This window comes from Halovivax sp. (assembly GCA_007119345.1).
Lineage (GTDB): Archaea > Halobacteriota > Halobacteria > Halobacteriales > Natrialbaceae > Halovivax.
In genome coordinates, this window is the sequence record SKPV01000087.1 from 1 (window position 1) to 24,438 (window position 24,438).

The window sequence follows — 24,438 nt, forward strand, 5'->3', positions numbered from 1 at the left end:
CCGTCGCCTGACCGTCGCTACGACAATCCGAGGAACGCTTCCGCGTTCTCCCACAGGATCTTTCGCTGAACCGGCTCCGGGAACTCCAGTTCGGCGAACTGTTCGAGCCACGGTTCGGGTTCGATCATCGGGTAGTCGGTGCCGAACATGACGTTGTCTTTCAGGAGGGTTTTCGCGTAGTGGAGCACCTGGTCGTCGATGTACTTCGGCATCCAGCCAGAGAGGTCCATGTAGACGTTGCCCTTCTGCTGGCAGATCGCGAGCTGTTCTTTCTCCCAGGGGAACGCGGGGTGGGCGATCAGGATCCGGAGGTCCGGGTGATCGGCGGCGACGTCGTCGAGCAGCATCGGGTTCCCGTACTTGATTTTCAGCCCGCGTCCGCCGGCGGAACAGGCGCCCAGCGTCGAGTTGCCGCCGTGGAAGACGCAGGGGACGCCGAGGTCCTCGATGGTCTCCCACAGTTCGGCGTGTGCGCCATCGCTGGGATCGAACCCCTGGGCGATCTGCTGGAACTTGAACCCGGAGAGGTCGAGATCCTCGACGCAGCGGACCGCCTCCTCGACGCAGTCGTCTTTGAGGGGGTCCACGGAGCCGAAGCCGACGAAGAAGTCGTCGTACTCGTCGCGCACCTCGGCGACGTAGTCGTTGGGGACGGGCGGGTTTCCGGTGTTGGTCTCGGCGTCCCACCCCAGCAACACCGCGCGACCGACGCCGGCCTCGCGGTACTCGGCGATCATGTTCTCGTAGGTGTCGGTTTCCAGGTCGGCCCCGAAGCGGTCGGCCGCGTCCTTCATCATCTCCCCGCCGGCGTCGTGGAGGAACTCGCTCGTCGGCTGGTGGGCGTGGGTGTCGATCGCCCGCGCGTCCCCGTCATCGAGTACCGTCGGCAACGTCATGGGCGTCACTGCGACCCCCGGGCTAAAAACACGTCCGCTTCGCCAACCGACACGGTTCCCGAACGCTCTCCCGTGCCAGTCGTTCACACGAGCCGAAACGATTACGGTGATATCGCCCCTTCTGGGACCATGGTCGAGTCCCTCGTCGATTCCGTCCAGGCGCTTGCATCCGACTCCCCGCTGTTGCTGGGGGCGATCGCCGTGATCGTCGCGTTCGCGGCGGTCTCCATCGTCAAGTTCGTCGTCGGGCTCGCCGTCCGCGTGGCCCTGATCGGCGCCGTCGTCGTCGGCGGGCTCGTCGCCGTCGGCTACCTGGGTTGAGTTCGCAAGTCGCGACCGTCGCCGCCCGACGGGCGCCGCTCAGAGGGTCGCGAGGAAGTTCTCGATCACGTCGTGTCCGACGGCCGTGAGCACGCTCTCCGGGTGAAACTGCACGCACTCGATCGGGTGCTCCCGGTGGCGGACGCCCATCACGAGCGACTCCCTGTCTTGGGGTTCCGCCGCAGCGTCGGCGGAACTCCGTTCCGCGCTATCGTGGTCGGCGGTCGCCGACACCTCGAAGCAGTCCGGGACCTCGGTCGCGATCAGCGAGTGGTAGCGACCCGCGCGAAATCCCTGCTCGAGCCCGGCGAAGACGCCCTCGCCGTCGTGGGCGATCGACGACGCCTTGCCGTGGATGGGCGCGGGCGCCCGCCCCACCGACCCGCCGTACTCGTAGACCGCGGCCTCGAGGCCGAGACAGACGCCGAGGGTCGGTACCTCCGGACTCACCGTCCGGAAGACGTCTCGGCTGACGCCGACGTCGCCGTCGTTCTTCGGGTGGCCCGGCCCGGGGCTGACGACGATCGCGTCCGGATCCGCCGCGCGGATCTCCGCGAGCGACGCCGAATTCGTCACGACCGCCGTCGTCGCGTGCTCGCTCACGTACTCCACCAGGTTGTAGGTGAACGAGTCGTAGTTGTCCACGAAGAGGACGTGGGGCCGGTCCGCCTCGGCCGCCTCGACAGCGGCGCTCACCGGCCCACCTCCGGCGTCGAATCGATCCGTTTCGGCGGCGACTCGTCCGCCTCCGTCCGTGCGCCGTCGTCTCCCTCGTCGCCGCCGTCTCCCTCGTCGCCGTCGCCCCTTCCGACGCGGTCGCCTCCTCCGACGCCGTCGTCTCCCTCGTCGCCGGGATCGATCTCGATCGCCGCGAGGGCGGCCAGCACCCCGTCCATCTTCTTCTCGGTCTCCTCGTACTCCGCGGTCGGGTCGCTGTCGGCCACCAGTCCCGCACCCGCGCGGACGGTGATCAGCTGATCGGCGCCGCGATCCTCGACGGTCGCGGTTCGGATGACGATGGCGAAGTCCGCGTCGCCGGTCCACGAGTAGTAGCCGACGCCGCCGCCGTAGAGTCCGCGGGGATCGGCCTCGAGCTCGTCGATGAGTTCCATCGCGCGGATCTTCGGCGCGCCCGAGAGCGTGCCGGCGGGGAACGCGGCCCGGGTCGCGTCGAAGGCGTCGGACGACGCCCGCTCACCGGCCGACGGGCGCGCCTCGGCGGCGTCGACGTCGTCGCCGTCGACGGCCAGCCGACCCGTGACGGTGGACTCGATGTGCTGGACGTGGCTGTACTTGAGGACGTTCATGAACTCCTCGACCCGGACGGATCCCGGCTCCGAGACCCGGCGGACGTCGTTTCGCGCGAGGTCGACGAGCATCGTGTGCTCCGCGCGCTCCTTGTCGTCGGCCAGCATCTCGCCGGCCAGCCGGCGATCCTCGACGGGGCTGGCCCCGCGGGCGCAGGTGCCGGCGATCGGGTTCGCCATCACCTCGCGGCCGCGCACGGAGACGAGCGTCTCCGGGCTCGCGCCCACCACGGTGAGGTCGTCGTGGGCGAGCAGGTACATGTACGGCGAGGGGTTGACCTCGCGCAGCGACTCGTAGAGCGCGAGCGAGTCGACCTCCCCGGTGAGCTCTCGCGAACGGGAGATCACGCCCTGGTAGATGTCGCCGTCGAGGACGTGCTCTTTGGCCCGACGGACGACGTCCTCGTAGGCCTCCCGCGAGCCGGCGGTCTCGCTCCGGCGGACGAAGCCGCCGGTCGCGGGTTCGTCGGCGGCCGCGAGCGTCTCGGCCACTCGCGAGGCCTCCCGCCGGAGGTCGTCGTAGATCGCGCCCGAGTCGTCGTCGGTCCGGACGACGGGCGTGAAGACCAGCGAGACCGTCCCCTCGCGCTCGTCGAACGCCAGCGTCTTCGTCGTCAGCAGGAACTGGGCGTCCGGGAACCGGGATTCGGGGCGCTCGACGCCGACCTCGTCGAGCCAGAGGTCGTAGACGGCGTCGTAGGCGAGAAAGCCCACCAGGCCGCCGTCGAGGTGCTGGCGGTCGCGCTCGGGGACGTTCGCCAGTCGGACGTCGGGAAGGGCGGCCCGCAGCGCGTCGACCGTGTCGCCGTCCGGATCCGTCTCGACGAGATCGACCGGCGCGGTCGGCGCGAGCGGCTCGACCGACGTACCTTCGGGTTCGACGGTGATCACGGCCTCCGGGTCGTAGCCGACGTAGGAGAACCGCGCGTGGCGCTCGGCGCTCGCGGCGCCGGGACGGAACGCCCCGTCGGGGTCGCTCGACGCCGTCTTCTCGGCGCTCTCGAGGAGGAACGCGTATCGCGTGAGATCTCGATCGCCGCTCGTTCGGTCGCCATCCGTCCGATCGCCATCCGTCCGATCATCGCCCGTCAGATCGCCATCCGTCCGATCATCGCCCGTCAGATCGCCATCCGTCCGGTCGCCGTCGCCCGCACCGGCACGTCCGGTCAGGGCGGCGTAGGCGGCGAGCGGCGTCGTCTCCACGTCGAGTTCGATCGCCGTGCGCACGACGGCGGGTCGCTCGTCGGCGTCGCCGGCCAGGTCGACGAACTCCGCTCTCTCGAGGTCGGGTGCTGTCTCCGTCATGGTCTCAGGGCTCCACCGCGTCGGCGAGCGGTCGGTCGGCTTTCGCGCGTCGGACGAACGCTCCGACGGCGTCGGCGTCCTTCTCGCCGCCGTCGGCTTCCACGCCGCTGGCGACGTCGACGCCGAACGGCGTCACCGAACTGACGGCGGCCGAGACGTTCTCCGGCGTCAGGCCGCCCGCGAGCACGACGGGCGTCGACAGGCTCGCCGCCGCCTCGCGGGTGCGATCCCAGTCGTGGGTTTCGCCGGTGCCGCCGGCGCCGTCTGCGTCGACCGTGTCGACCACGAGCGCGTCGACCAGGTCCTCGTACCGGGCGGCCGCCGGCACGTCGCCGGCGCCGACGGCGACGAGGAGGTTCGCGTCGACCCGCGAGCGCAGGTACGCGAGGTCGCCTGGGGGAAGCGCCGCGTGCACCTGGATCGCGTCGGGTTCGACCGCCTCGACGAGCTCGATGGCGCGTTCGGGTCCCGACGGCATCGTCACGAGCACCGACGTCACGAACGGCGGCGTGGCGGCGACGAGCTCGGTCGCTCGCGCGACGGAGATCTCCCGGGGCGTCTCGACCGGCACGTCGCAGACGAATCCGACCGCGTCGGCGCCGGCGTCGACGGCCGCCGCGAGGTCCGCCTCGCGGGTGAGGCCGCAGATCTTCACGCGGGTCATCCGACCGTCCTCACCGCCTCGCCGCGCAGTCGATCGAGCGTCGCGGCGGCGTCGTCCGAATCGATCGCCTCGCGGGCCCGGTCGACGCCGCCCTCGAGCGAGCCGGCGCCCCCGCCGACGTAGATGGCCGCGCCGGCGTTCGCCAGGACCACGTCGCGCTTGGCGCCGTCGACCTCGCCGCGGACGATCCCGTCGAGGTCGGCCGCGTTTTCTGCGGGGGTTCCGCCGGCGATGGCGTCGACGTCGTGACGCGGGAGCCCGAGGTCGGCGGGTTCGACGGCGTACTCCCGGACGTCGTCCCCGTCGACTTCGGCGACGCGCGTCTCGCCGTGGATCGCGATTTCGTCGGTGCCGGAGCCGTGAACCACGAGCGCGCGGTCGACGTCCATTCGCGCGAGCGATCGGGCGAGGACGGGGACCAGGTCGGGGTCGTAGACGCCGACGACCTGCGCGTCGGCGCCGGCGGGGTTGGTCAGCGGCCCGAGGACGTTAAAGATCGTTCGCATCGCGAGCTCCTTCCGTGGGCCGATGACGGCCTTCATCGCCGGGTGGAACGCCGGCGCGTGCATGTAGCCGATCCCGTGGGACTCGATGGCCGCCTCGACGGCGGCGGGCTCGCTCTCCAGCTCGACGCCGACCGCCTCGAGGACGTCGGAGCTCCCGGACGAGGACGAGACGGAGTAGTTGCCGTGTTTGGCGACCGGCACCCCGGCGCCCGCCACGACGATCGCGCTCGTCGTCGAGACGTTGATCGTGTCGTGGTCGTCGCCGCCGGTGCCGCAGGTGTCGACCAGCGGCTCGCGTTCGGGGTCGATCGTCCGCGCGGCCGCGCGCATCCCCTCCGCGAAGCCGGCGATCTCGGCTTCCGTTTCACCTTTCGCCCGCAGCCCCGCGAGCAGGGCGCCGATCTGGGCCTCCGTCGCCCCCTCGAAGAGGGCGGACGCGGCCGTTCGTGCCTCCCGCTGGCTCAGATCCGTTCCGTCCGTGACGCGTTCGACGTGTGCCTGCATAGGATATCACTGGTGTACGATCTTGTCTTATGATGTCCATATGAGTACATCGACTTAACGCTATCGGACGTCGCCGTCGTTCGTCGTCGCGTGCCCGGGCTGCCGGGTACGTTCGTTCCCCCGCTCGCTTTCCATCCGGTCGCTCGAGTTTGCCCCAGCCGGCGGCGGACGGCTAGCTGCGCGTTCCGGCTGCGAGGCCGCCTCTGGCGGGGAGCCCGCCTCTCGTCACCGACTCCGGAGCGCTCGCATCGACCCGAAGACGTCGGCCGATTCGAAACCTTCAATTACGGGGGCGGGCAACGTTCGAGTGCAGCCAAACGCGAACCAGACGGGTTGGTGGTCTAGTCTGGTTATGACACCTCCTTGACATGGAGGAGGCCGGCAGTTCAAATCTGCCCCAACCCACTTTTCGAGCGACATATTGCGAGGAACAAAGCGGCGAGCACGTCGCTCGACAGGTGATACGGTAGTTTGAACTACGCGAGGCGCGCGCAGCGGAGAGAGCACGTCTCACGATAGCTCGACGCTGCCCTAACCCACTTTTCAGCGACGTGCACGCGAAACGGCCCGTTCCCGAGCTTCTCTCCGTCGTCGAACCGAACGCCGTCGCTCCGGTGCTCGAGTTCGGTACGTGTCGTTCCGAGCGGTCGGATCGGCAACAGCGTTTATCTCCTTCGATAGACATTCGGTGTATCGTGACTCTCGCGCGAACCGGTGCTGTCGTGGTTCTCTGCGTCGTGTTCTTCGCCGCATTGCTGACGGCGAACGTCGTACTGGCGGCGGATCGGACCGTCATGGACGAGGAGTACGCCGCGGAGACGGCTGACGAGGCGAACCTGGAAGCGGTCATCGCCGAGGAGCTGGAAGCCGAACTCCGCGAGGAGATCGACCTCGATACCGGGGATGGCCTCCCCATCGAGCTCTCGACGGAGACGCTCCTCGAAGAGGCGATCGACGAGGACCACGTCGGGGCCGAGGTGGATGCGAACATCGATCGCGTCTACGCCTACCTGTCGGGAGACGCGAGTGAGCTCCACCTCGAGGTCGACACGGAGCCCGTGAAAGAGAACGTCCTCGCCGTCGTCGAGGCCGAGATGGCGTCGATCGGTCCTGGCGACGTGGACGACGACCACGGTGCGGCCGTCGAGGAGATGGCCGAGAGCGAAGCCGCGTTCCTCGAGCACCGCGAGGCGTTCGAGGCGGAGGCGAAGGAGGCGATCCAGGAGGAGACGGCCCGGGAGCTGAGCGACGAGGAGCTGCGACAGGCATACGAAGACAACCGAGAGGACATTCGGGCGGAAGCCCGCGAAGAGGCGAACGAGCGCGTCGACGAAATGGTTCGCACCGGCGAGGTCCCCGAACGCTTCGAGGAGCCGGTTCGCGAGCTGGCCGAGGCGCGGATCGACGCGCTCACCGGCGCGATCGGCTACGAGGAGTACGCCGACCGCGTTGGGTCCGCGATGACCGACCTGCGGACGACGGTCCTCGCCGAATTCGAGGCGGAACTGGACGAACGCGTCCCGGACGCGATCGACCTCGCCGACGAACTCGACGAGGAGTCGATGGACCACGCGGAGACCGCTCGGTCCGCGACGGGCACGGCGAGCACCCTCGGCGTCGTCTTCCCCGTCGTCGCCCTCCTGGCGGGCGGGCTCCTCGCGTGGATCGGCTCCGCGTCGGCCGCTGCGATCGCGATCGGCGCGGTCTCGACGGCCGCGGGCGTCGCCGGTCTCGCCGGCGCGCGGGTCGCCGATAGCCTCTTCGCCGGGGCCCTGACCGAGGCCCCGTCGACCCTGGCGACGTTCCTCGAGCCGTTCGTCGGCGGCGCGCTGAACGCGCTCGCCTGGCAGTCGGGGCTGACGCTGGCCGTCGGTTTCGGCGTCGTCGCGCTCGGTCTCGCGATCCGCTACGACGCGATCCTGCCGGACCGGGAGTGAGCGATTCGGAGCGGCCGAACCGCGGTTCGGCCGCGCCCGGCCGTCGATTCCGTGTCTACTGGATCATCCGTTCGGTACGTACGGGATCATCCGTTCGGCACTCACAGGACCATCACCTTCACCCGTCCGACGCCGTCGAAGTCTTTGAGGTCGTAGACCAGCGCTCGAAACCGGTCGGCCGGGCCGCGAGAGAAGATGCTCTCCAGGCAGCGATCGCGCCGGTGGGCGTGACTCGTCGAGATGATCACGTCCTGGTAGTCGTGCTGGACGTCGTGGAGGGCCTCGATCACCCGCTCGTGCTCGTAGTCGAAGACGACCGCGCCGGTCACGGTCCCCGTCGCGGTTTCGAGATCGCGGTGGCGCTCGACGTACTCGGCCATCGCCTCGCGGATCGCCCGCGAGCGCGAGTCCATCCCCTCCGCCCGCCAGGTCGCGTCGAACTCGGCGAGGAGGTCTTCCGGGACCGACAGACTGGTTCGCATATCCCCTCGTCGGGACCCGTCGGTCAAAGGCTTTTGTCCGAGCCGCCACGGTCGGTCTCGTTCGCTCGGGTTCCGCGACGAACGCGCCGGCCCGGGCCGACCGATCGGATCGTAATACGCCCCTCCCGAATCCGTAGTAACAACTCGTATGAGGCCCCGATCCCCCGGGTAGTGCATGGAACTCGCGGTCGTGGTCGGCGTGATCGCCCTGGGGATCGTCCACGGCGTCCTGCCCGATCACGGGTGGCCGATCGCGGCGACGTACGCCCTCGCACATCCCCGGAAGTGGATCCGCGGAACCGCCGCCGCGCTGATCCTGGGGATCGGCCACCTGATCAGCAGCGTGGCGCTCGTGCTCGCGTACTTCTGGTTCAGCCGCTTCGCCGCCTTCGCCGAAGGTCCGTGGATGAAGCCGCTGGCGGGGGCGCTGCTGATCGCCCTGGGGATCTACGAGTACGCGAGCGGCGGCCACGGTCACGCGCACGACCTCGAGCGTGGTCACGAGCACGATCATTCGCACGAGAACGGCCACGATCACGAGCACGGTCATACGCACGAGAACGGCCACGGTCACGAGCACGATCATTCGCACGAGAACGGCCACGATCACGAGCACGGTCATACGCACGATCACGAGCACGGTCATACGCACGATTACGATCACGAGCATACGCACGCTCATACGCACGGTGACGAGCACGCTCGTGCGCACGTGGACAGCCACGCCCACGAGGACGACGCCCACGAGGACGAACGCGGCCACGATCACGCACCCGACGGCGGCTCCGAGTCGGGCCAGGGGTTGCTCGGCCGCGTTCGATCGTTCATTCCCGGGGGCGGACACGCCCACCCGACCCAGGAGCACGCCGAACAGGGGCTGCTCTCGCTCGGCGCCGTGGCGCTCCTGCTCGGGTTCGCCCACGAGGAGCCGGTCCAGATCCTCGCGATCTGCGCGGGCACCGACTTCTGTCTGGAACTCATGTTGATCTACTCGCTGGCCGTGATCGGCGCCATCCTCGCCCCGACGCTGTTGCTGATCGCCGGCTACGAACGCCACCAGGAGAAAGTCGAGCGGTGGACGCCGCACTTGCCCGCGATCACGGCGGCGGTGCTCGTCGCAGTCGGGCTGTGGTTCGTTCTGAGCGGGGCGTGGTGACCGGGACGGTCCACGGGGCGAGGGTCCGCCGGCGACCGCCGGACGATCACGATTCCGCGACGGTCGCCGACTCCGCCTCCGCGTCGACCTCGTCGGTCCAGACCACGTTGACGACCGCGCCGAGCAGGATGACGATCCCGGCGAAGTAGAGCCAGGTGACGAACAGGATGACGGCGCCCACGGCGCCGTAGGCCTCCCAGCGGGCGGCGTTGGCGGCGTAGACCTGGAAGCCGAACTGGAGGGCCGCCCAGCCGACCGCGGCGAAGACGGCGCCGGGCAAGACCTCGGTCACCTCGACCTCGATCGGCGGCATGACGTAGTAGATCGGCAGGAAGACGAGGGTGAGGCCGACGAGCAGTCCGAGCCAGCCGAGCGCACCGCCGAAGGGGGTCCGGCCCGCGGCGAACCCGAGGAAGACGCCGACGATCACCATCAACACGAGCCCGCCCGCGACCGCGACGATCGTCGCGACGCCGTCGACGAGGTGTTCGGCGAACGACTTCTCCGCGACGGTGGCGTAGATGCGATCGAAGGCGATCGAGAGCCCCCGAAAGACCTTCAGCGCCCCCCAGGCCGAGACGACCAGCGCGACGAGGGTCGCCTGCGCGCGGCCGGCTTCCGTGGTCAGCGCCTCCGCGAGCAGCTCCTCGCCGGCCGGCGGGAGCAGGTCCCCCGCGTACAGCACCAGCTGCTGGGCGACGCGCTCGCCGCCGAGCAGCGAGCCCACGACCAGCGCGAGCAGCACCAGGGGAATCAGCGAGACGAAGGCGTAGTAGGCGAACGCCGCCGCCAGAAGCGTGAGTTCGCGATCCGAGGCCGTCCGATAGACGGCGACGATCCCGTCTCGCGCGTCCATACTCGATCGTCGGTCTCTACGATGATCAGTGTGTGCGATCGTCGCAGTCGTCGAAGCGCGAGGAGTGGTGAGCGCTCACAGACACCGAGGCGCGACGGACCGCGATTCGCTCACAGGCGTCGAATTCCGATGGGACCGCGATCGTCGTTCGGGCGCACCCGCTCGCCTACCACTCCGTACAGAAGTTGTGCGTCGCGAACACCTGTCCGTCGTCGGTGAGGTAGACCCCCACGCCGCCGCGGTCCCAGTCCTCGTCGAGGATCGCCTCCCGGTGGTCCGGGGAGTCCATCCACTGACCGACGAGCCCCTCGGCGACCGCCTCGGCGGTCTCGTACGGGCCGACCGTGTCTCCCCCGTCCGACTGCACCTCCCGGTCGGCCCACGTCATCGCGATGTTCTCGCCGTAGCCGCGACAGTAGTCGGCGACCTCCCGGAACCGGTCCATCGGGTCCTCGCCGTCGGGGTTCGTGTGCGCGAAGTAATCGCGTTCGGACATGTCGACGCTGTGAGCCCGGGAGACGGACGCGACCGTCCCGTCCCACTCGATCGGCTCGAGGTCGTGCTCGGCGCGCACCTCGTTCACCTCGTGATGGACGAAGGCTTCGACGTCGGCGGTCTCGATCGTCGCCCGCTCGCCGTCGTAGCTCCCGTTGCCGGGATCGCCCGGGTGGGTCACCTCGGGATCGTGATCGCCCGTCGGCGGGGGATCCTCGGTTTCGATCGGCGACCGCTCCTCGACCAGTTCGTCGACGAGGCCGGGCGCGAGGAGGGCGCCGGCGATCGCCAGTCCGGCGAGGAGCACGAGGACGAACAGCAGGCGAAGCAGTCCCCAGACCAGGCCGAAGAGGCCGCGATCCGTCGCCCCGGGCCCCGACGACGCGCTCGGGTCGGTCGACGCGGCCGCTCGGCCGGCGCCTCGATCGCCTCCCGGCGAATCGTTCATCTGCCGAGGGATACCCGTCGCGGGCCTATGGACCTGTGGTTCTCTCGCAAACGCTGAGTCGGGTGCGCCCCGCGAGCGGGCGCGGCGGGCCGTCGAGGAACGGCGGCCGCCGTCGCCCCCGCGCTCACCGGGACGAGTCGGTCCCGAAGAGCGTCTCGTGGACGCCGATCACCAGCCCCGGAACGACCGCCATGAAGAGGTGCTCTTCGAGCGGGATCCCGGCCACGTCGACGCCCGTACGCAACTCGATGCTGAAGACCCCGACGGCCAGGGTGTAGCGATCCCAGAGGTAAGCGACGGGATACAGCGCGACGATCGTCACCGCCGCCCTCCCGAGGGCGCCGGTTCGCCGCAGGAGTCCGACGGCGACCGCTCCCCAGAACAGCTCCGTCGCGAGGTACGTGTAGCGCCCGAAGACGCCGATGTCCGGTACCATACCGCCGGTTCCACGGGGTCGAACAAAAATGGCGGTTTCTGCGAGCCCGACGGAGAACGCCCGCCGGTCGGCGTGGCGACGCGCCGGTTCCCGGAGCCGCGACCGGCATATTCGGGTTACGACTCGCTCGAAAGGGATCGGTTTCGGGCGTGAACCGCCCGAAAGGGCCGGTTGCGGGCGTGGACCGCCCGGGAGGGGGCGATCGCGGTCGTGAACCGCCCGCAAGAGGGCGATCACGACGGTAACTCGATCGCGAGGACGATGTTTCGAGCGACGGCTCGCCCGCGGGATGTGCGTGCCGGGCAATATGTTAAATACCGTCGCGGCACAAGATTCGGACGAAACGATGAATATTGCTGATATCGCCACGCAGGATTATCTCGAGGTCGACGTCGGCACGCGCATGGGGAAGGTCCGTTCCACGTTCGAGAACGGTAACCCCAAAGGGATCATCGTCGTCGACGACGGCGAGTACGAGGGCGTCATCAGCGAGCGGCAGGTCCTCCAGAGCCACGTCGAAGACGACGCGAAGGTGGCGGCGCTGATCAAGCCGAGCCGAAAGGCGCCGGCGCCGACCGTCGATCGTCACGAGGGCGTCCGGGAGACGGCGCGGGTACTCATCGAGGGCAACGCGACCATCGCCCCGGTGTTCGAGGACGACGAACTCTGGGGCGTCGTCACGGACGACGCGATCCTTCGGGCGGTGCTCGAGAACCTCGACGCGATCAACGTCGCGGACGTCTACACCGACGATCCCATCACGATCGCCGAGGACGACGGCATCGGGAAGGCGATCAACTACCTGCGCGAACACGGCATCTCCCGGCTCCCCGTTCTGAACGAGAACGGCTTTCTCACCGGCGTGGTCACGACCCACGACATCGCCGACTTCGTCATCCGCGAGAACCAGCGGATGACCCAGGGCGACCGCGTCGGGGACAACGAGCGGATGCTCGACGTCCCGGTCTACGACATCATGAACAGCCCCGTCGAGACGACGTCCCTCGAGACGACCGTCCGCGAGGCCGTCGAGACCATGCTCGAGTACGACTACGCCGGGCTGGTGGTCACCCCGAAAGACGACGACCGGGAGGTCGAAGGCGTCGTCACCAAGACCGACGTGCTCCGGGCGCTGACGTTCACCGAGGAAGAACAGATGGACGTCCAGATTACGAACGTCTCCCAGCTCGACACGCTGAGCCGCGAAGACATCGTGATCAGCATCGAGGAGGTCGCCGACAAGTACGCCAAGATGCGGGTCCACCACGCCCACGTCCGCTTCCACGAGCACAAAGAGAAGCTCCGAGGCCAACCGCTGATCCGGTCGCAGATCCGCCTGCGGACGAGCAAGGGCCAGGTCGCCGGCTCGGGCGAGGGCTACGGCGCCGAGAGCGCCTTCCGCGTGGCGCTCGACAAACTCGAGCGCAACGTCCTGGAGATGAAGGGCATCCGCAGCGACGAGGAGTACCGGGGTCAGTTGCTCCGGAAGCTCAACGAGCTCTGAGGTCGAAGCGGGGCGGTCGTCGGCGAGAGGGATTCGTCGTCGGCGAGAGGGATTCGTCGTCGGCGAGGCGGATTCGTCGCCGAGATAGGTGTCAGCGATCCGGTCGCCGCAGAACCTGAACCGTAACTGAACGCGCCGCTGGCACGTCGTCGCTGCCCGTTTCGTTCGCCGCGATCGCGCCGCGGAGCGGTCGTTCCAGTGGTCGGTCCGACCGCCCGACTCGCCGAGAACGAACGCCGGTTTCGGTCGAGGGACTACGGTCTGGCCGGATCGTCGCTTCCCGACAGTCCGGAATCGGTGATTCGAAACTGGGCCGACCCGCCCGCCGGCTTCGAGCGGTGTTTCTCGAGCGTCGCTCGGCGATTCCCGCCGCGGAACCGGTCGATGCGGACGATCGTGCCGGTCCAGTGCTCCAAGGTGTTCCCCCCGAGCGCCCGCGTCCGGTCGGAGTCCGGGTCGGCGAAGACCTGGTTGGTGACGACGACCGCCAGGTCGTGTTTTCGCGCCAGCGAGAGCAGGTGGGTCACCTGGCGGGTCACCTGTCGGAGCGCGTCGCCGGCGTTCGCGTCCTCGCCGCGCTCGAGCCGGTAGAAGCCGGTCGCGCTGTCGAGGACGATCAGGTCGGCCCGCTCGGCGAACTCCTCCGCGTCGCGGACCGCCTCCGCCTGCTCCTCGAAGTCGAGGGCCTCCTCGATGACGATCCGGGAGGCGATCGACTCCACGTTCGCGAGCTCGTCGGCGTCGTCGCCGACGCGCGCGTGCAGTAACTGTTCGAAGCGATCGACAGAGACGCCCTCGGTGTCGATGAAGACCGCGGTACCGCCCGCGGCCGCCACCTCGACGGCGCCGCTCAGCGCGAGGTTCGTCTTCCCCGAGGCGGGCGGTCCGTACAGCTGGGTCACCGTCCCGCGCTCGAACCCGCCGCCGAGCAGCTCGTCGACCGGCTCGCAGCCCGTCGAAATCGCCTCCTCGTTCACGTGCCGAGATTGGAGGGCGCCGGCAAAAAGCCCCCGGAACGATCGTCGCGTCGGCCTCGCGGGGACGCGAACCGGTTCGTCCGAGCCGCAATCGCCGCCCCGAGGGGGGCACTTATGGCCGCGGGGCCCGACCTGCGAGCCATGACCGACGACCCGTTCGAACGGGGGAAATCCGAGCGGCTTCCCAGCCGCGACGTCACCGAGGGCGCCGACCGGGCGCCCCACCGCGCGATGTTCCGGGCGATGGGCTTCGACGACGAGGACCTCGCCTCGCCCATGGTGGGCGTGGCGAACCCGGCCGCCGACATCACGCCCTGTAACGTCCACCTCGACGACGTCGCCGCGTCGGCGATCGAGGGCATCGACGAGGCGGGCGGGATGCCGATCGAGTTCGGGACGATCACCATCTCCGACGCCATCTCGATGGGGACCGAGGGGATGAAGGCCTCGCTGATCTCGCGCGAGGTGATCGCCGACAGCGTCGAGCTGGTCGCCTTCGGCGAGCGGATGGACGCGCTCGTCACCGTCGCGGGCTGCGACAAGAACCTGCCGGGGATGATGATGGCCGCGATCCGGACCGACCTGCCCTCGGTCTTCCTCTACGGCGGCTCGATCATGCCCGGCGAGCACGATGGTCGCGACGTCACCATCGTCCAGGTGTTCGAGGGCGTCGGCGCGTACGGGACGGGCGAGATGGACGCCGACGAGCTCGACGAGCTCGAACGAAACGCCTGCCCCGGCGCGGGATCGTGCGGCGGCATGTTCACCGCGAACACGATGGCCGCCATCTCGGAGGCGCTCGGCCTGGCGCCCCTGGGGAGCGCCTCGCCACCCGCGGAGGACCACGAGCGCTACGCCGTGGCCCGTCGGGCCGGCGAGCTCGCCCTCGAGTGCGTCGAGAGCGACCGGCGCCCCTCCGAGATCCTCTCCCGCGAGTCCTTCGAGAACGCGATCGCCCTCCAGACCGCCATCGGCGGCTCGACCAACGGCGTCCTCCACCTGCTGGCGCTGGCCCGGGAGGCCGACGTCGATCTGGAGATCGACGACTTCGACGAGATCTCCCGGCGGACGCCCAAGATCGCGGACCTCCAGCCCGGCGGTGCCCGCGTCATGAACGACCTCCACGAGGTCGGCGGCGTGCCGGTGGTGATCCGCCGGCTGCTCGAGGCCGACCGCTTCCACGCCGACGCGAGGACGGTGACCGGCCGGACGATCGCCGAGGAACTCCGCGTCCTGGAGGACGAGCACGGCCTGCCCGCCGACGAGGACATCGACGCCGACTTCCTCTACCCGGTGACGGGTCCCAAGGAGCCGGAGGGCGCGATCAAGATCCTCTCGGGCAACCTCGCCCCCGACGGCGCCGTGCTCAAAGCGACCGGGGAGGATCTGTTCCACCACGAGGGCCCGGCTCGGATCTTCGAGCACGAGGAGGACGCGATGGCCTACGTCCAGGAGGGCGAGATCTCCTCGGGCGACGTCATCGTCATCCGGAACGAGGGGCCGCGCGGGGGCCCCGGGATGCGAGAGATGCTCGGCGTGACCGCGGCGGTCGTCGGCGCCGGCCACGAGGACGACGTCGCGCTCATCACCGACGGGCGGTTCTCCGGCGCCACTCGCGGGCCGATGATCGGCCACGTCGCCCCGGAGGCGTTCGTCGGCGGCCCCATCGCGCTGCTCGAGGACGGCGACGAGATCACCGTCGATGTGCCCGAGCGGAGGCTCGAGGTGGGCCTCTCGGAGGACGAACTCGACGCCCGCCGGGAGGCGTGGGAAGCGCCCGAACCCGCCTACGCGGGCGGGGTGCTGGCGAAGTACTGCCGGGACTTCGGCCCGGCGGACGACGGTGCGGTGACGAATCCCGGGCTGAAGCGCGAGTGACGCCGTCGGGTCCGCGGGTGCGCCCGATCGGGCGACCGGACACCGATGGGCGACCGCGACGCCGCTCGGAGTGTTCGCTCGGTCGCGGCGCGTCGGGTGCTCGCTCACTCGAAACCGAACGGCGTGCCGGGAGCCCGCTCACCGGAAACCGAACGGGCGTCTCCGTGCTCGTCCGATTCGATCGACCGTGTCAGTACGGCGGCGACGTGTCGATCGCGGTGTCGAAGTCGTCGATCGGCCGGACGCCGATCCCGTGGAAGTCGGGGATCGCCGGGGCGTCGTCGTCCTCCTCGCGGGCGGCCTCGATATCCTCCTCGTCGTAGTCGTCGATCGGGTCGGGCTCGACCACGCCGACGATCTCCTTGGTCTCGACGTCCAGCACCGAGAAGCCGGGCGTGACGCCGGTCGCGGCGTGCGGGTCGCCGGACAGCGGCGCGGGTCCGCGCAGCGTCACGACCACGTACTCGCCGTCCGGGGTCGCCCACATGATGTCCGGCGCGTCGCTCTCCTCCGGGTCGTCGTCGTCCGCCGGGCCGAAGGCGTCGATTTCCTCGACGACCTCGTCCGTCTCGGGGTCGAGGACGACGCCGTCGTTGGTCTCGCGGTTCAGCACCCACAGCTCCTCGCCGTCGGGGGTGAACCAGAAGCCGTGGGCGTCGACGCCCTCGGTACTCTCGCCGTCGACGAGCACCTCGTCTTCGGCCGTGTCGTAGACGTAGTAGTCGCCGACGCCCGATCCGTCCTCGTCGGGATCGGAGGGTGCGCCCGCGGTGAGGTAGAACTTCTCCTCGGTCGGGTGCGGGACCGTCCCGCAGTTGGTCGGGAGCTCGTCGTTCGAGTACGCGCGATCGACCGCGAACTCCTCGTGGTCGACGACCACCAGCGCGCCGTCGCCGTAGGCGGGACCGAGGGTGTGAAGCGATCGGCCGTCGCGGGCGTACTGGTGGCAGATCGGCGCCCCGCTCTCGATCCCCGCGTCGAGGACGGTCTCGTCCTCGCGCAGGTCGATCTCCTCGACGATCTCGAAGTCCTCGTCCGCCAGGTCCGCCTCCACCCGCACGATCGCCTCCTCGCCGATCGCGTCGACGTGGAGGTACTCGTCGTCCGGCGAGAAGCCCGCGAAGTGTGAGCCCGCGCCGGTATCGAGTTCCGCGACGAGCTCCCGATCGTCCGTCCGGAAGACGAGGGTTCGCGCGCCGGCCGTGCAGGCGATCGCGGCGTACTCGTAGTCCGAGCTGTAGTCGATCATGTGCGGGACGATCGGTCCCTCGTCGTCGAGCAGGTCGTTCAGATCGATCGTCTCCGCGTGCGCGAAGGGCTCGTCGCCGCCGTAGCCGTCCTCGTCCGGCTCGTAGAGGTAAATCGTGTCCGTTCCCTGGTCGAGCGCCCAGACCTCGTAGGCCGGCACCTCGTCGTCCACGTCCGTCGAGTCGTCGTCCGCCGCGTCGTCGTCGCGATCGTGGTCGTCGTCGGTCGCCTCGTCGTCGGTATCGTCCCCGCCCGTGGCGCAGCCGGCGAGTGCCAGCGCACCCGCGGTTACGCCGCCGATTAGGAACTTCCGTCGAGTTTCATTTCGCCTCATACCATACCCTCTATTTTCTAAACCCAAAAGATTGCGGGTTTCAAGGCCTCTAACCGGCAAGTTTGGATTTCAGACGCGGCTCCGGGTAAAACTTGCCGGTAGTTGATACGCCGAACTGTCCGGCGGATCGAGGTGTGATCGGTCTCGCGTCGACGGGCGGCGGGTACCGGCGAGTCGCCGGCGGAGCCGGCTCCGGTCGGCCCGGAAATCTCGCCAAAACTTACCGGTATCTCGGTCGGCCCGGTGCGGGGCCGAATCAGCGTCCCAGAGGCGTCGAGCGACGCTCTCGAGGCGATCCGACCAGCGACGCGAACGCCGGGCCCGAGAGCGCACATCGGTAGGCGGGCTTGTAGGTCATGCTCTCGCCGCCGGCGACGACTCGCAACTCGTCGGCCACCGACTCGCGCAGGTAGTAGCCCGCGCGCGTGTTCCCCGGCTTCACCTCGTACTCGCTGAGCCGGATCGGGTGACGATCGAAGAGCCCGCCCGGCGTCGTCCCGTCGACGAGCACGACCGGCTTGTCCGCGAGATAGAGTTCCCCGTCGCGGGCGCGCTTGGCGTGGGCGTTCTCGGCGTGGCGCCCGAGGATCCGTTCGCGCTCCGGCGCGGGCGTTCCGGGTTCGACGACGTCGACCGCGTCCACCGTGAAGTACCCGATCAGATAGCGGTGGGCGCGGTCGCCGCCCGGCCGCCGGAGGCCGGCGTAGAATCCGACGGCGTCGCCCGGCTCGAGCGCGCGCAGCCGCGAGACGTAGCCGCTGGTCCGGTGTTCACCGTAGGTCAGCGCCTCGAAGTTCGGATCCCGGTGCAGCGGCCAGTCCGCGAGTTCGGGACCGGCGACCGCGACCTCGCCGTCCCTGACCGGCCGCGGTCGGATTCGCGTCGTCAGGTCGGCGGCGGTTCGATCGCCGCGTCGGAGCTCCCAGGAGCCGAGCGTCTCGGTCTCGTCGGTCTCGCGCGTCTTCTCCGGAATGGGCACGTACTCGAAGGTACCGTCGTCGTACAGCGGACCCAGCGCGCCAAGGTTGGTCGTGTCGGCGCCCACGCCGGCGAGGACGACGGTCACGATTCGCCCCTCCGCGGCCGCGGGCGCGTTCCGACCGCCGCCGGCACTCGCCCACGTCGCGGCCGGACTGGCTCCGGCGATCGTCGACGTCGTGGATCGACCGTGCGCTCGCGCTCCGTCCCGTCGGAAGTGGGCGTCGTCACCGGATGCTCACGCCGCGTTTCGCGAGAAATTCGTTGACGTCCTTGATGACGACCGGGCTCCCGATGATGCGGTAGGTCGCCTCGGTCTCCGGGACGATCGTTACCGTGAACTGCTCGTCGAGCTGCGCGTCGAGGCCGTCGAGGGCCTCCCTGGGGAGCACGATCTGGGTGCTGTCGCGCAGCATCGACGGCGTCACCATATCAGGGGATTGACCGGCCCCCGGTTTATACGTACCGAAATTACGTTTCCATCGGTAACAGTCCGGAAACAGGTCGAACGGCCACTCCCACCGGTCCGGACGATCGGCCGGAGACGAGTTGGAACGCGGTCAGGCCTGCGGGCGACGAATCCGGCTCTATCTGTGGCACGCGGATCGTCGAAGAACCCGGCTCGACTCGCGACGTACGTAACGGTGAATGGACCCGGTCCGACCCGGGACGTGCGGAACGGTGGACGGACCCGGCTCGACTCGCGCCGGGAGACGCGGCGGGTGAACCCGGAACCGTCCCGGGGCGCATGGAAAGGGTTTTTCGACGCGACCGGCTGCGTACGGATACATGGGGCTCGAGGAGGAGATCCGCGAGATCGAAGAGGAGATCGCGAGCACGCCCTACAACAAGTCGACGGAGGCCCACATCGGCCGACTGAAGTCGAAACTCGCCGAGAAGAAAGAGAAGCTCGAGAATCAGTCCTCCGCGGGTGGCGGGACCGGCTACTCCGTCGAGAAGACCGGCGACGCGACGGTCGCGCTGGTCGGCTTCCCGAGCGTCGGCAAATCCTCCCTGCTGAACTCGCTGACGAACGCCGAGAGCGAGACCGGGAACTACGAGTTCACGACCCTCGACGTCAACCCGGGCATGCTCAAGCACAAGGGCGCGAACATCCAGCTGCTCGACGTCCCCGGGTTGATCGAGGGTGCGGCCACGGGCCGGGGCGACGGCAAGCAGGTGCTCGCGGTCGTCCGCAACGCCGATCTCGTCGTCTTCGTCCTCTCCGTCTTCGAGATCGAACAGTACGATCGACTCCAGGAGGAACTCTACGACATCAAGATCCGCGTCGACGAGGAGCCCCCGCGGGTCACCGTTCGCCGCAAACACAAAGACGGCATCAAGATCACCTCCAGCACCGACCAGGACTTGGACGAGGCGACGATCAAGGACGTCCTCCGGGAACACGGCTACGTCAACGCCGACCTCAACCTCCAGGAGACCGTCGACATCGACCGTCTCATCGACGGGCTGATGGACAACCGCGAGTACATCCCCTCGATCACCTGCGTCAACAAGGTCGACCTCATCGACCCCGGGTACAAGGAAACCGTCGACGAGCAGCTCCGCGAGCGCGACCTCGACCCCGAGGCGGTGACGTTCATCAGCGCCGAGCAAGAGCGCGGTCTCGACGCCCTCAAGGACCGAATCTGGGAGCACCTCGGTCTCATCCGGGTCTACATGGACAAGCCCGGTCGGGGGATCGACTGGGAGGAACCCCTCGTGATCGAGGCGGGCGCGACGGTCGAGGACGCGATCGAGAAGCTCGGCGGCGACTTCGAGGAGCGCTTCCGGTTCGCGCGCATCACCGGGCCGAGCGCGACCCACGACGAACAGCAGGTCGGCACGGGCCACGTCCTCGAAGACGAGGACGTGCTGAAGCTGATTTTGCGTCGGTGAGGGCGCGCCGGTCGGCTCGCGTTCGTCGACCGCCGCACTCGCCCGGTAATGACGCTCACCGACGCTGTACGCAGCACCTAATTAATTCTCACCTCGTGGAAGCCGCGGCATGTCCGAGTTCGGTGCTATCTCGCTGGTTCCACCGCTGCTGGCGATCGTCCTGGCGATCATCACTCGCAAGGCGGTCCTCTCGCTGTTTCTCGGTATCTGGGCGGGCGCCGTCTTCTACGCGGGCGGGCCGGACTTCTTCGACGATCCCGTCGGCTGGCTCGAGGGCGTCGTCGCGGGCGGCTTCGGCGTCTTCCAGACGTTCGATTGGATCGTCGGGGCGATCATCGCCGACGAGGGCTTTCACGCCCAGATCCTCGTGTTCACCCTGCTGCTGGGTTCGGGCGTGGCGATGATCTGGAATCTCGGGGGCGCCTACGCGGTTCGTGACTGGGCGCTCCAGCACCTGGACACCCAGCGAAAGGGGATGGCCGCCACGTTCGTGCTCGGCCTGTTGCTGTTCTTCGACGATTACGCCAACACGGCGATCGTCGGCAGCTCGATGAAAGACGTCTCCGACCAGCTTCGGATCTCTCGAGAGAAGCTCTCCTACGTGGTCGACTCGACCGCCGCGCCGGTGGCGACGATCGCCCTCTCCTCGTGGGTCGCGTTCCAGCTCGGTCTCATTTCGAGCGCCTACGAGGACATCGGCCTCGACGATCCGCCGTCGGCGTTCGAGATCTTCTTCCAGTCGATCCCGTTCAACATGTACGCGATCCTGGCGATCGTGATGGTCGCGATCGTCGTCGGCTCCCGTCGGGACTTCGGCGAGATGCTCGACGCCGAGCACCGCTCCTGGCGGACGGGGAAGGTCTACCGCGAGGAGGCCCAGCCGATGCAGGACGTGGAGGCGGACCTCGGCCAACCCTCGGCCGCTAACCCCCGATTGATCAACTTCTTCGCACCCGTCGGCGTCCTCGTCGTTGTCACGGTGGGAACGGCGCTGTGGACGGGGTACGAACCGGGCGCGTCCCTCACCGACATGGTGCAGGACGCGGACTACGCCGCGGCACTGATCTACGGCTCGTTCGCGATGGTCCTCTCGGGATTCGTCCTCGGCAAGGCCTCCGACATCTTCGGCTTCCGCGAGGCGACCGACACCACGATCGACGGCTTCGGTATCATGCTGACCGCCGTCACCATCCTCGTTCTCGCCTGGGGGATCGGCGAGGTCGTCGCCGCGCTCGAGACCGGCGACTACGTCGCGGGCTTCGTCGGCGAACACCTCTCGGCTGGAGCGCTCCCGGCGGCCGTCCTGCTGACAGCGGCGTTCATCGCCTTTTCGACCGGCACCTCCTGGGGGACGATGGCGATCCTGACGCCGATCGCCATCCCGGTCGCCTGGGCGATGACCAACGACCACACGGTGGTGGCGGCGATCGTCGGCGCGATCTTCTCCGGGGCGATCTTCGGCGATCACTCCTCGCCGATCTCCGACACCTCCGTGCTGTCGTCGACGTTCACCGGCGCCGACCTCATCGACCACGTGCGCACGCAACTCTACTACGCGGTCACCGTGGGGATCGTCGCGACCGCCCTCCTGCTCGTCTGGGGACACACGGGGATCACGCCGCTGGTCCTCCTGCCGCTCGGCGGGATCACGCTCGTCGGAATCCACTACGGACTCTCCGAGCTGGACGCCCGCCGAAAGGGCGTCGATCCGGTGGCCGTTAGCGCCCGGCGGGAGGTCGAGGGTGGGCCGGTGAAGCCGGCGGCCGAGGGGTGGCGTGCGCCCGAGGCGTCGTCGGATCCCTCGACTGGAACCGGGGAGGTTAGCGAAGACGACGGGATCGATCGGGAGAGCTGATCCGTCGTCCAACGACCGGTCGTCGTCCGAACACGAAGACGACGATCGGCTCGGGGGGATCGTCTTCGCACGGGTCCGCGACGATAACCGTGGCGCGCCACCGGTAGCGACCGTTTCTCCCGCCGGACGTATCGACCGCCTTCCACACGCTTTTGCGATCGGACCCCGTCCACTCGCACATGGACGGAACGGTCGACCACACGATGATCCGCGTCTCGGATCTGGAGGAATCGCTCGACTGGTACCAGCGTCACCTCGAGTACGAGGAGAAAGACCGCTACGAGGGCGACGGCTTCACGATCGTCTACCTCGGCCCCGAGGGGATGAGCGAGGAGGGAGCCATGCTCGAGCTCACCCACAATCACGAGGCCGACGAGGTGGAGATCGGCGACGCCTGGGGCCACATCGCGGTGCGGGTCCCGGAGGGCGAACTGGAAGACCACTACCAGCAGCTGATGGACCAGGGCGTCGCGGACTACCGCGATCCCGAGTCCTGCGGCGGGCGGTACGCATTCGTCAAAGATCCCGACGGTCACGAGATCGAGATCGTCCAGCGCGACGTCGGCGAGACCTGGTCGATCGACCACACCATGATCCGCGTCGAGGACGCCGACGCGGCGCTGGGCTTTTGGACCCGCAAGTTCGAGTACGACGAGGTCGGTCGCTGGGAGGCCGACACCTTCGCGAACTACTTCGTCGAGCCCGCGGACGCCGCCGACGAGGCGATGTCGGTCGAGCTCACCTACAACTACGACGGCCGCTCCTACACGCAAGGGGACGGCTGGGGTCACCTGTGCGTGCGCGTGGACGATCTAACCGAGGACTGGGAACAGCTGATGATCCGCGAGGCCGACGACTACCGCGATCCCGAGAGTAACGACGAGATGTACGCGTTCACGCGCGACCAGGACGGCCACGAGATCGAGCTGCTGGAGCGGGATCTCGAAGCGGAGTCGTTGTTCCCGTTCTGACGGCGCCGATCCGTCAGCAGATCGTTCTCTGACCGGGAACCGCCTTCTTTCCGTCAGCCTTGTCTCCGCCAATTATGTCGTCGGGACGTCGATTCGACCGATCGTATTGAGCGAGCGGAAAATAAGGTTTCCCGACAGCCTGGGTCCGCCAGTAACGCTGCGCCCCGTTCGCTACGCGTCAGTCGTCCGCCGCCGCGGCCTCGGTTTCCGCGTTCGCTTCGGCGCGCTCGCGGTCTTCGAGGTACTCGTCGGCGTCCATCGCGGCCTTACAGCCCATGCCGGCGGCCGTGACGGCCTGCTGGTAGTGGTAGTCGACGACGTCGCCGGCGCCGAAGATGCCGGGAACGTCGGTCTCGGTCTGGCCGCCGCCGTCGCCGCCGCGGGTCCGCAGGTAGCCCTCGCCGTCCATCTCGACGCCGGTGCCCTCGAGGTACTCGGTGTTGGGGGTGTGGCCGATCGCGAGGAAGACGGCGCCGACGTCGAAGTCGAACTCCTCGGTCTCGGGGTCGTCCAGCCGATCGGTGGGGTGGCCCTTGTCGTTGGAGACGAGGGTGACGCGGTCGACCCCGTCCTCCCGGGAGCCGTGGACCTCGATCAGCTCGGTGTTTTTCATGATCTCGATCTCGCCGGCTTCGACCTTCTCGTGGACGCGATCGATCCAGTAGTCCTCCGCGCGGAACTCCTCGCGGCGGTGGGCGATGTAGACCGTGTCGGCGAACTTCGTGAGGAAGGTGGCCTCCTCCATGGCGGCGTCGCCGCCGCCGACGACGAGCATGTCCTCGCCGCGGAAGAAGGCGCCGTCGCAGGTCGCACACGTCGAGAGGCCGTACCCCATCAGCTCGTCCTCGCCGGGGACGCCGAGCGTGCGCGCGCTCGCGCCGGAGGCGGCGATCACCGCGTCGGCGGTGTAGACGTCGCCGTTCGTGAGCTCGACGCGGAACGGACGGCTCGAGGCGTCGACCTCGGCGACGATGCCGTTGACGAGCTCGGCGCCGAACTGCCGGGCCTGCGCTTTCATGTCGTTGACCAGCTCGGGACCGCCGATCCCGTCCGGGAAGCCGGGGTAGTTCGCGACGTCGGTGGTGAGGGTGAGCTGGCCGCCGGGTTCGTCGCCCTCGATCACCAGCGGGTCGTTGTTCGACCGGCCGGCGTAGATCGCGGCGGTCAGACCGGCGATGCCGGTGCCCGCGATGACGAGGCGGCGGTGCTCGACGGCGTCCCCGCCGTCGGCGGCGTCGATGCCGAGCAGCTCGTCCAGTTCGCCGGCCTCCTCCAGCTCGCTGGTCTGGTCCCAGCCGCCGATCAGTTCGCCGTCGACGAACACCTCGGGCGCGGTCTTGCGACCCTCGGCCCGCTCGACCATCTCCTCGAAGAGCGCGTCGTCGCCGCTGACGTTGTACTCGACGTACTCGACGCCCTTGGCGTCGAAGAGGTCCTTCGCCTTCTCGCAGTAGGGACACTCGTCTTTGGTGTAGATCTCG

Annotated in this window: 22 protein-coding genes and 1 tRNA gene; 9 read left to right on the top strand and 14 right to left on the bottom strand. The window is 68.7% G+C overall.

The genetic code is table 11. From position 1 onward, the window contains the following. Positions 1–17: 17 nt before the first annotated feature. Positions 18–896, bottom strand: coding sequence for an amidohydrolase family protein (locus tag QZT59_RS05995; RefSeq protein ID WP_290812769.1), 879 nt, complete (start codon positions 894–896; stop codon positions 18–20). 129 nt (positions 897–1,025) lie between these two features. Here QZT59_RS05995 and QZT59_RS06000 point away from each other — a divergent pair, with 129 nt between their 5' ends. Then, complete coding sequence (locus tag QZT59_RS06000) at positions 1,026–1,217, top strand: hypothetical protein (protein ID WP_290812772.1); 192 nt, start codon at positions 1,026–1,028, stop codon at positions 1,215–1,217. Positions 1,218–1,256: 39 nt separating this feature from the next. Here QZT59_RS06000 and trpG read toward each other — a convergent pair whose 3' ends face one another. The 4 genes from trpG to trpD are packed head-to-tail and all read right to left on the bottom strand — an operon-like array spanning position 1,257 to position 5,503. Then, complete coding sequence (trpG, locus tag QZT59_RS06005; RefSeq protein WP_290812775.1) at positions 1,257–1,913, bottom strand: anthranilate synthase component II; 657 nt, start codon at positions 1,911–1,913, stop codon at positions 1,257–1,259. Beyond that, entirely contained in the window at positions 1,910–3,829 is a 1,920-nt protein-coding gene (locus tag QZT59_RS06010) for a chorismate-binding protein (protein ID WP_290812779.1), read from the bottom strand. Before QZT59_RS06010 ends, trpG begins: the two co-directional genes overlap by 4 nt. Positions 3,830–3,833: 4 nt before the next feature. Continuing rightward, positions 3,834–4,493, bottom strand: a complete 660-nt coding sequence (locus QZT59_RS06015) for a phosphoribosylanthranilate isomerase (RefSeq protein ID WP_290812782.1) — start codon at positions 4,491–4,493, stop codon at positions 3,834–3,836. Continuing rightward, positions 4,490–5,503 (bottom strand): anthranilate phosphoribosyltransferase, encoded by a 1,014-nt coding sequence (trpD, locus tag QZT59_RS06020; RefSeq protein WP_290812793.1) that lies wholly within the window; start codon positions 5,501–5,503, stop codon positions 4,490–4,492. Before trpD ends, QZT59_RS06015 begins: the two co-directional genes overlap by 4 nt. Before the next feature lie 330 nt (positions 5,504–5,833). Here trpD and QZT59_RS06025 point away from each other — a divergent pair. Both QZT59_RS06025 and QZT59_RS06030 read left to right on the top strand, forming a co-directional pair. Then, positions 5,834–5,908: transfer RNA gene (locus QZT59_RS06025), tRNA-Val, on the top strand. A gap of 290 nt (positions 5,909–6,198) precedes the next feature. Continuing rightward, positions 6,199–7,440, top strand: coding sequence for a hypothetical protein (locus QZT59_RS06030; RefSeq protein WP_290812795.1), 1,242 nt, complete (start codon positions 6,199–6,201; stop codon positions 7,438–7,440). A 101-nt stretch (positions 7,441–7,541) separates the two neighbouring features. Here the strand turns inward: QZT59_RS06030 and QZT59_RS06035 are convergent, their stop codons facing one another. Then, positions 7,542–7,922 (bottom strand): CopG family ribbon-helix-helix protein, encoded by a 381-nt coding sequence (locus tag QZT59_RS06035; protein ID WP_290812797.1) that lies wholly within the window; start codon positions 7,920–7,922, stop codon positions 7,542–7,544. 175 nt (positions 7,923–8,097) lie between these two features. Between QZT59_RS06035 and QZT59_RS06040 the strand changes: the two genes are divergently transcribed. Then, positions 8,098–9,078: an ABC transporter permease gene (locus QZT59_RS06040; RefSeq protein WP_290812799.1), complete on the top strand. Its 981-nt coding sequence runs from the start codon at positions 8,098–8,100 to the stop codon at positions 9,076–9,078. 46 nt (positions 9,079–9,124) lie between these two features. Here the strand turns inward: QZT59_RS06040 and QZT59_RS06045 are convergent, their stop codons facing one another. The 3 genes from QZT59_RS06045 to QZT59_RS06055 all read right to left on the bottom strand — a co-directional run bounded on the left by QZT59_RS06045 (position 9,125) and on the right by QZT59_RS06055 (position 11,313). Continuing rightward, positions 9,125–9,934, bottom strand: coding sequence for a YihY/virulence factor BrkB family protein (locus QZT59_RS06045; protein WP_290812801.1), 810 nt, complete (start codon positions 9,932–9,934; stop codon positions 9,125–9,127). Between the two features lie 166 nt (positions 9,935–10,100). Beyond that, on the bottom strand, positions 10,101–10,877 hold the full coding sequence (locus QZT59_RS06050) for a CAP domain-containing protein (RefSeq protein WP_290812803.1): 777 nt from the start codon (positions 10,875–10,877) through the stop codon (positions 10,101–10,103). A gap of 124 nt (positions 10,878–11,001) precedes the next feature. Continuing rightward, the gene (locus QZT59_RS06055; protein ID WP_290812805.1) at positions 11,002–11,313 is read right to left on the bottom strand and encodes a lycopene cyclase domain-containing protein; all 312 of its coding nucleotides are present in this window, start codon (positions 11,311–11,313) and stop codon (positions 11,002–11,004) included. Between the two features lie 346 nt (positions 11,314–11,659). On the opposite strand from QZT59_RS06055, the gene QZT59_RS06060 reads away from it, so the two are divergent. Beyond that, positions 11,660–12,817: a CBS domain-containing protein gene (locus QZT59_RS06060; RefSeq protein WP_290812806.1), complete on the top strand. Its 1,158-nt coding sequence runs from the start codon at positions 11,660–11,662 to the stop codon at positions 12,815–12,817. A 254-nt stretch (positions 12,818–13,071) separates the two neighbouring features. Here QZT59_RS06060 and radB read toward each other — a convergent pair whose 3' ends face one another. Then, a complete protein-coding gene (radB, locus tag QZT59_RS06065) occupies positions 13,072–13,794 on the bottom strand; it encodes a DNA repair and recombination protein RadB (protein ID WP_290812807.1) in 723 nt (240 codons plus the stop codon). Between the two features lie 141 nt (positions 13,795–13,935). On the opposite strand from radB, the gene ilvD reads away from it, so the two are divergent. After that, positions 13,936–15,672, top strand: coding sequence for a dihydroxy-acid dehydratase (gene ilvD / locus QZT59_RS06070; protein ID WP_290812809.1), 1,737 nt, complete (start codon positions 13,936–13,938; stop codon positions 15,670–15,672). Positions 15,673–15,862: 190 nt separating this feature from the next. Here ilvD and QZT59_RS06075 read toward each other — a convergent pair whose 3' ends face one another. The 3 genes from QZT59_RS06075 to QZT59_RS06085 all read right to left on the bottom strand — a co-directional run bounded on the left by QZT59_RS06075 (position 15,863) and on the right by QZT59_RS06085 (position 18,663). Continuing rightward, positions 15,863–17,254 carry a cell surface protein gene (locus tag QZT59_RS06075; RefSeq protein WP_290812811.1) on the bottom strand — a complete coding sequence of 464 codons (1,392 nt, stop codon included), beginning with the start codon at positions 17,252–17,254 and terminating at the stop codon, positions 15,863–15,865. A 256-nt stretch (positions 17,255–17,510) separates the two neighbouring features. After that, positions 17,511–18,320, bottom strand: a complete 810-nt coding sequence (locus QZT59_RS06080; protein WP_290812813.1) for a hypothetical protein — start codon at positions 18,318–18,320, stop codon at positions 17,511–17,513. A gap of 139 nt (positions 18,321–18,459) precedes the next feature. After that, positions 18,460–18,663, bottom strand: a complete 204-nt coding sequence (locus QZT59_RS06085) for a hypothetical protein (RefSeq protein WP_290812816.1) — start codon at positions 18,661–18,663, stop codon at positions 18,460–18,462. A gap of 358 nt (positions 18,664–19,021) precedes the next feature. Between QZT59_RS06085 and QZT59_RS06090 the strand changes: the two genes are divergently transcribed. The 3 genes from QZT59_RS06090 to QZT59_RS06100 all read left to right on the top strand — a co-directional run bounded on the left by QZT59_RS06090 (position 19,022) and on the right by QZT59_RS06100 (position 22,957). After that, positions 19,022–20,131: a GTP-binding protein gene (locus QZT59_RS06090; RefSeq protein WP_290812819.1), complete on the top strand. Its 1,110-nt coding sequence runs from the start codon at positions 19,022–19,024 to the stop codon at positions 20,129–20,131. Between the two features lie 109 nt (positions 20,132–20,240). Further along, positions 20,241–21,986: a Na+/H+ antiporter NhaC family protein gene (locus tag QZT59_RS06095; RefSeq protein ID WP_290812822.1), complete on the top strand. Its 1,746-nt coding sequence runs from the start codon at positions 20,241–20,243 to the stop codon at positions 21,984–21,986. A gap of 179 nt (positions 21,987–22,165) precedes the next feature. Continuing rightward, the gene (locus QZT59_RS06100) at positions 22,166–22,957 is read left to right on the top strand and encodes a VOC family protein (RefSeq protein WP_290812825.1); all 792 of its coding nucleotides are present in this window, start codon (positions 22,166–22,168) and stop codon (positions 22,955–22,957) included. 178 nt (positions 22,958–23,135) lie between these two features. Here QZT59_RS06100 and QZT59_RS06105 read toward each other — a convergent pair. After that, a partial coding sequence (locus QZT59_RS06105; RefSeq protein ID WP_290812828.1) for an FAD-dependent oxidoreductase occupies positions 23,136–24,438 on the bottom strand: 1,303 nt, incomplete at its 5' end.

Bases quoted from the DNA above. Each gene is read 5' to 3' on its own strand.
- QZT59_RS05995 (WP_290812769.1), bottom strand. From the start codon at position 896: ATGACGTTGCCGACGGTACTCGATGACGGGGACGCGCGGGCGATCGAC.
- QZT59_RS06000 (WP_290812772.1), top strand. From the start codon at position 1,026: ATGGTCGAGTCCCTCGTCGATTCCGTCCAGGCGCTTGCATCCGACTCC.
- QZT59_RS06010 (WP_290812779.1), bottom strand. From the start codon at position 3,829: ATGACGGAGACAGCACCCGACCTCGAGAGAGCGGAGTTCGTCGACCTG.
- QZT59_RS06015 (WP_290812782.1), bottom strand. From the start codon at position 4,493: ATGACCCGCGTGAAGATCTGCGGCCTCACCCGCGAGGCGGACCTCGCG.
- trpD (WP_290812793.1), bottom strand. From the start codon at position 5,503: ATGCAGGCACACGTCGAACGCGTCACGGACGGAACGGATCTGAGCCAG.
- QZT59_RS06035 (WP_290812797.1), bottom strand. From the start codon at position 7,922: ATGCGAACCAGTCTGTCGGTCCCGGAAGACCTCCTCGCCGAGTTCGAC.
- QZT59_RS06040 (WP_290812799.1), top strand. From the start codon at position 8,098: ATGGAACTCGCGGTCGTGGTCGGCGTGATCGCCCTGGGGATCGTCCAC.
- QZT59_RS06045 (WP_290812801.1), bottom strand. From the start codon at position 9,934: ATGGACGCGCGAGACGGGATCGTCGCCGTCTATCGGACGGCCTCGGAT.
- QZT59_RS06050 (WP_290812803.1), bottom strand. From the start codon at position 10,877: ATGAACGATTCGCCGGGAGGCGATCGAGGCGCCGGCCGAGCGGCCGCG.
- QZT59_RS06055 (WP_290812805.1), bottom strand. From the start codon at position 11,313: ATGGTACCGGACATCGGCGTCTTCGGGCGCTACACGTACCTCGCGACG.
- QZT59_RS06060 (WP_290812806.1), top strand. From the start codon at position 11,660: ATGAATATTGCTGATATCGCCACGCAGGATTATCTCGAGGTCGACGTC.
- ilvD (WP_290812809.1), top strand. From the start codon at position 13,936: ATGACCGACGACCCGTTCGAACGGGGGAAATCCGAGCGGCTTCCCAGC.
- QZT59_RS06075 (WP_290812811.1), bottom strand. From the start codon at position 17,254: ATGAGGCGAAATGAAACTCGACGGAAGTTCCTAATCGGCGGCGTAACC.
- QZT59_RS06085 (WP_290812816.1), bottom strand. From the start codon at position 18,663: ATGGTGACGCCGTCGATGCTGCGCGACAGCACCCAGATCGTGCTCCCC.
- QZT59_RS06090 (WP_290812819.1), top strand. From the start codon at position 19,022: ATGGGGCTCGAGGAGGAGATCCGCGAGATCGAAGAGGAGATCGCGAGC.
- QZT59_RS06095 (WP_290812822.1), top strand. From the start codon at position 20,241: ATGTCCGAGTTCGGTGCTATCTCGCTGGTTCCACCGCTGCTGGCGATC.
- QZT59_RS06100 (WP_290812825.1), top strand. From the start codon at position 22,166: ATGGACGGAACGGTCGACCACACGATGATCCGCGTCTCGGATCTGGAG.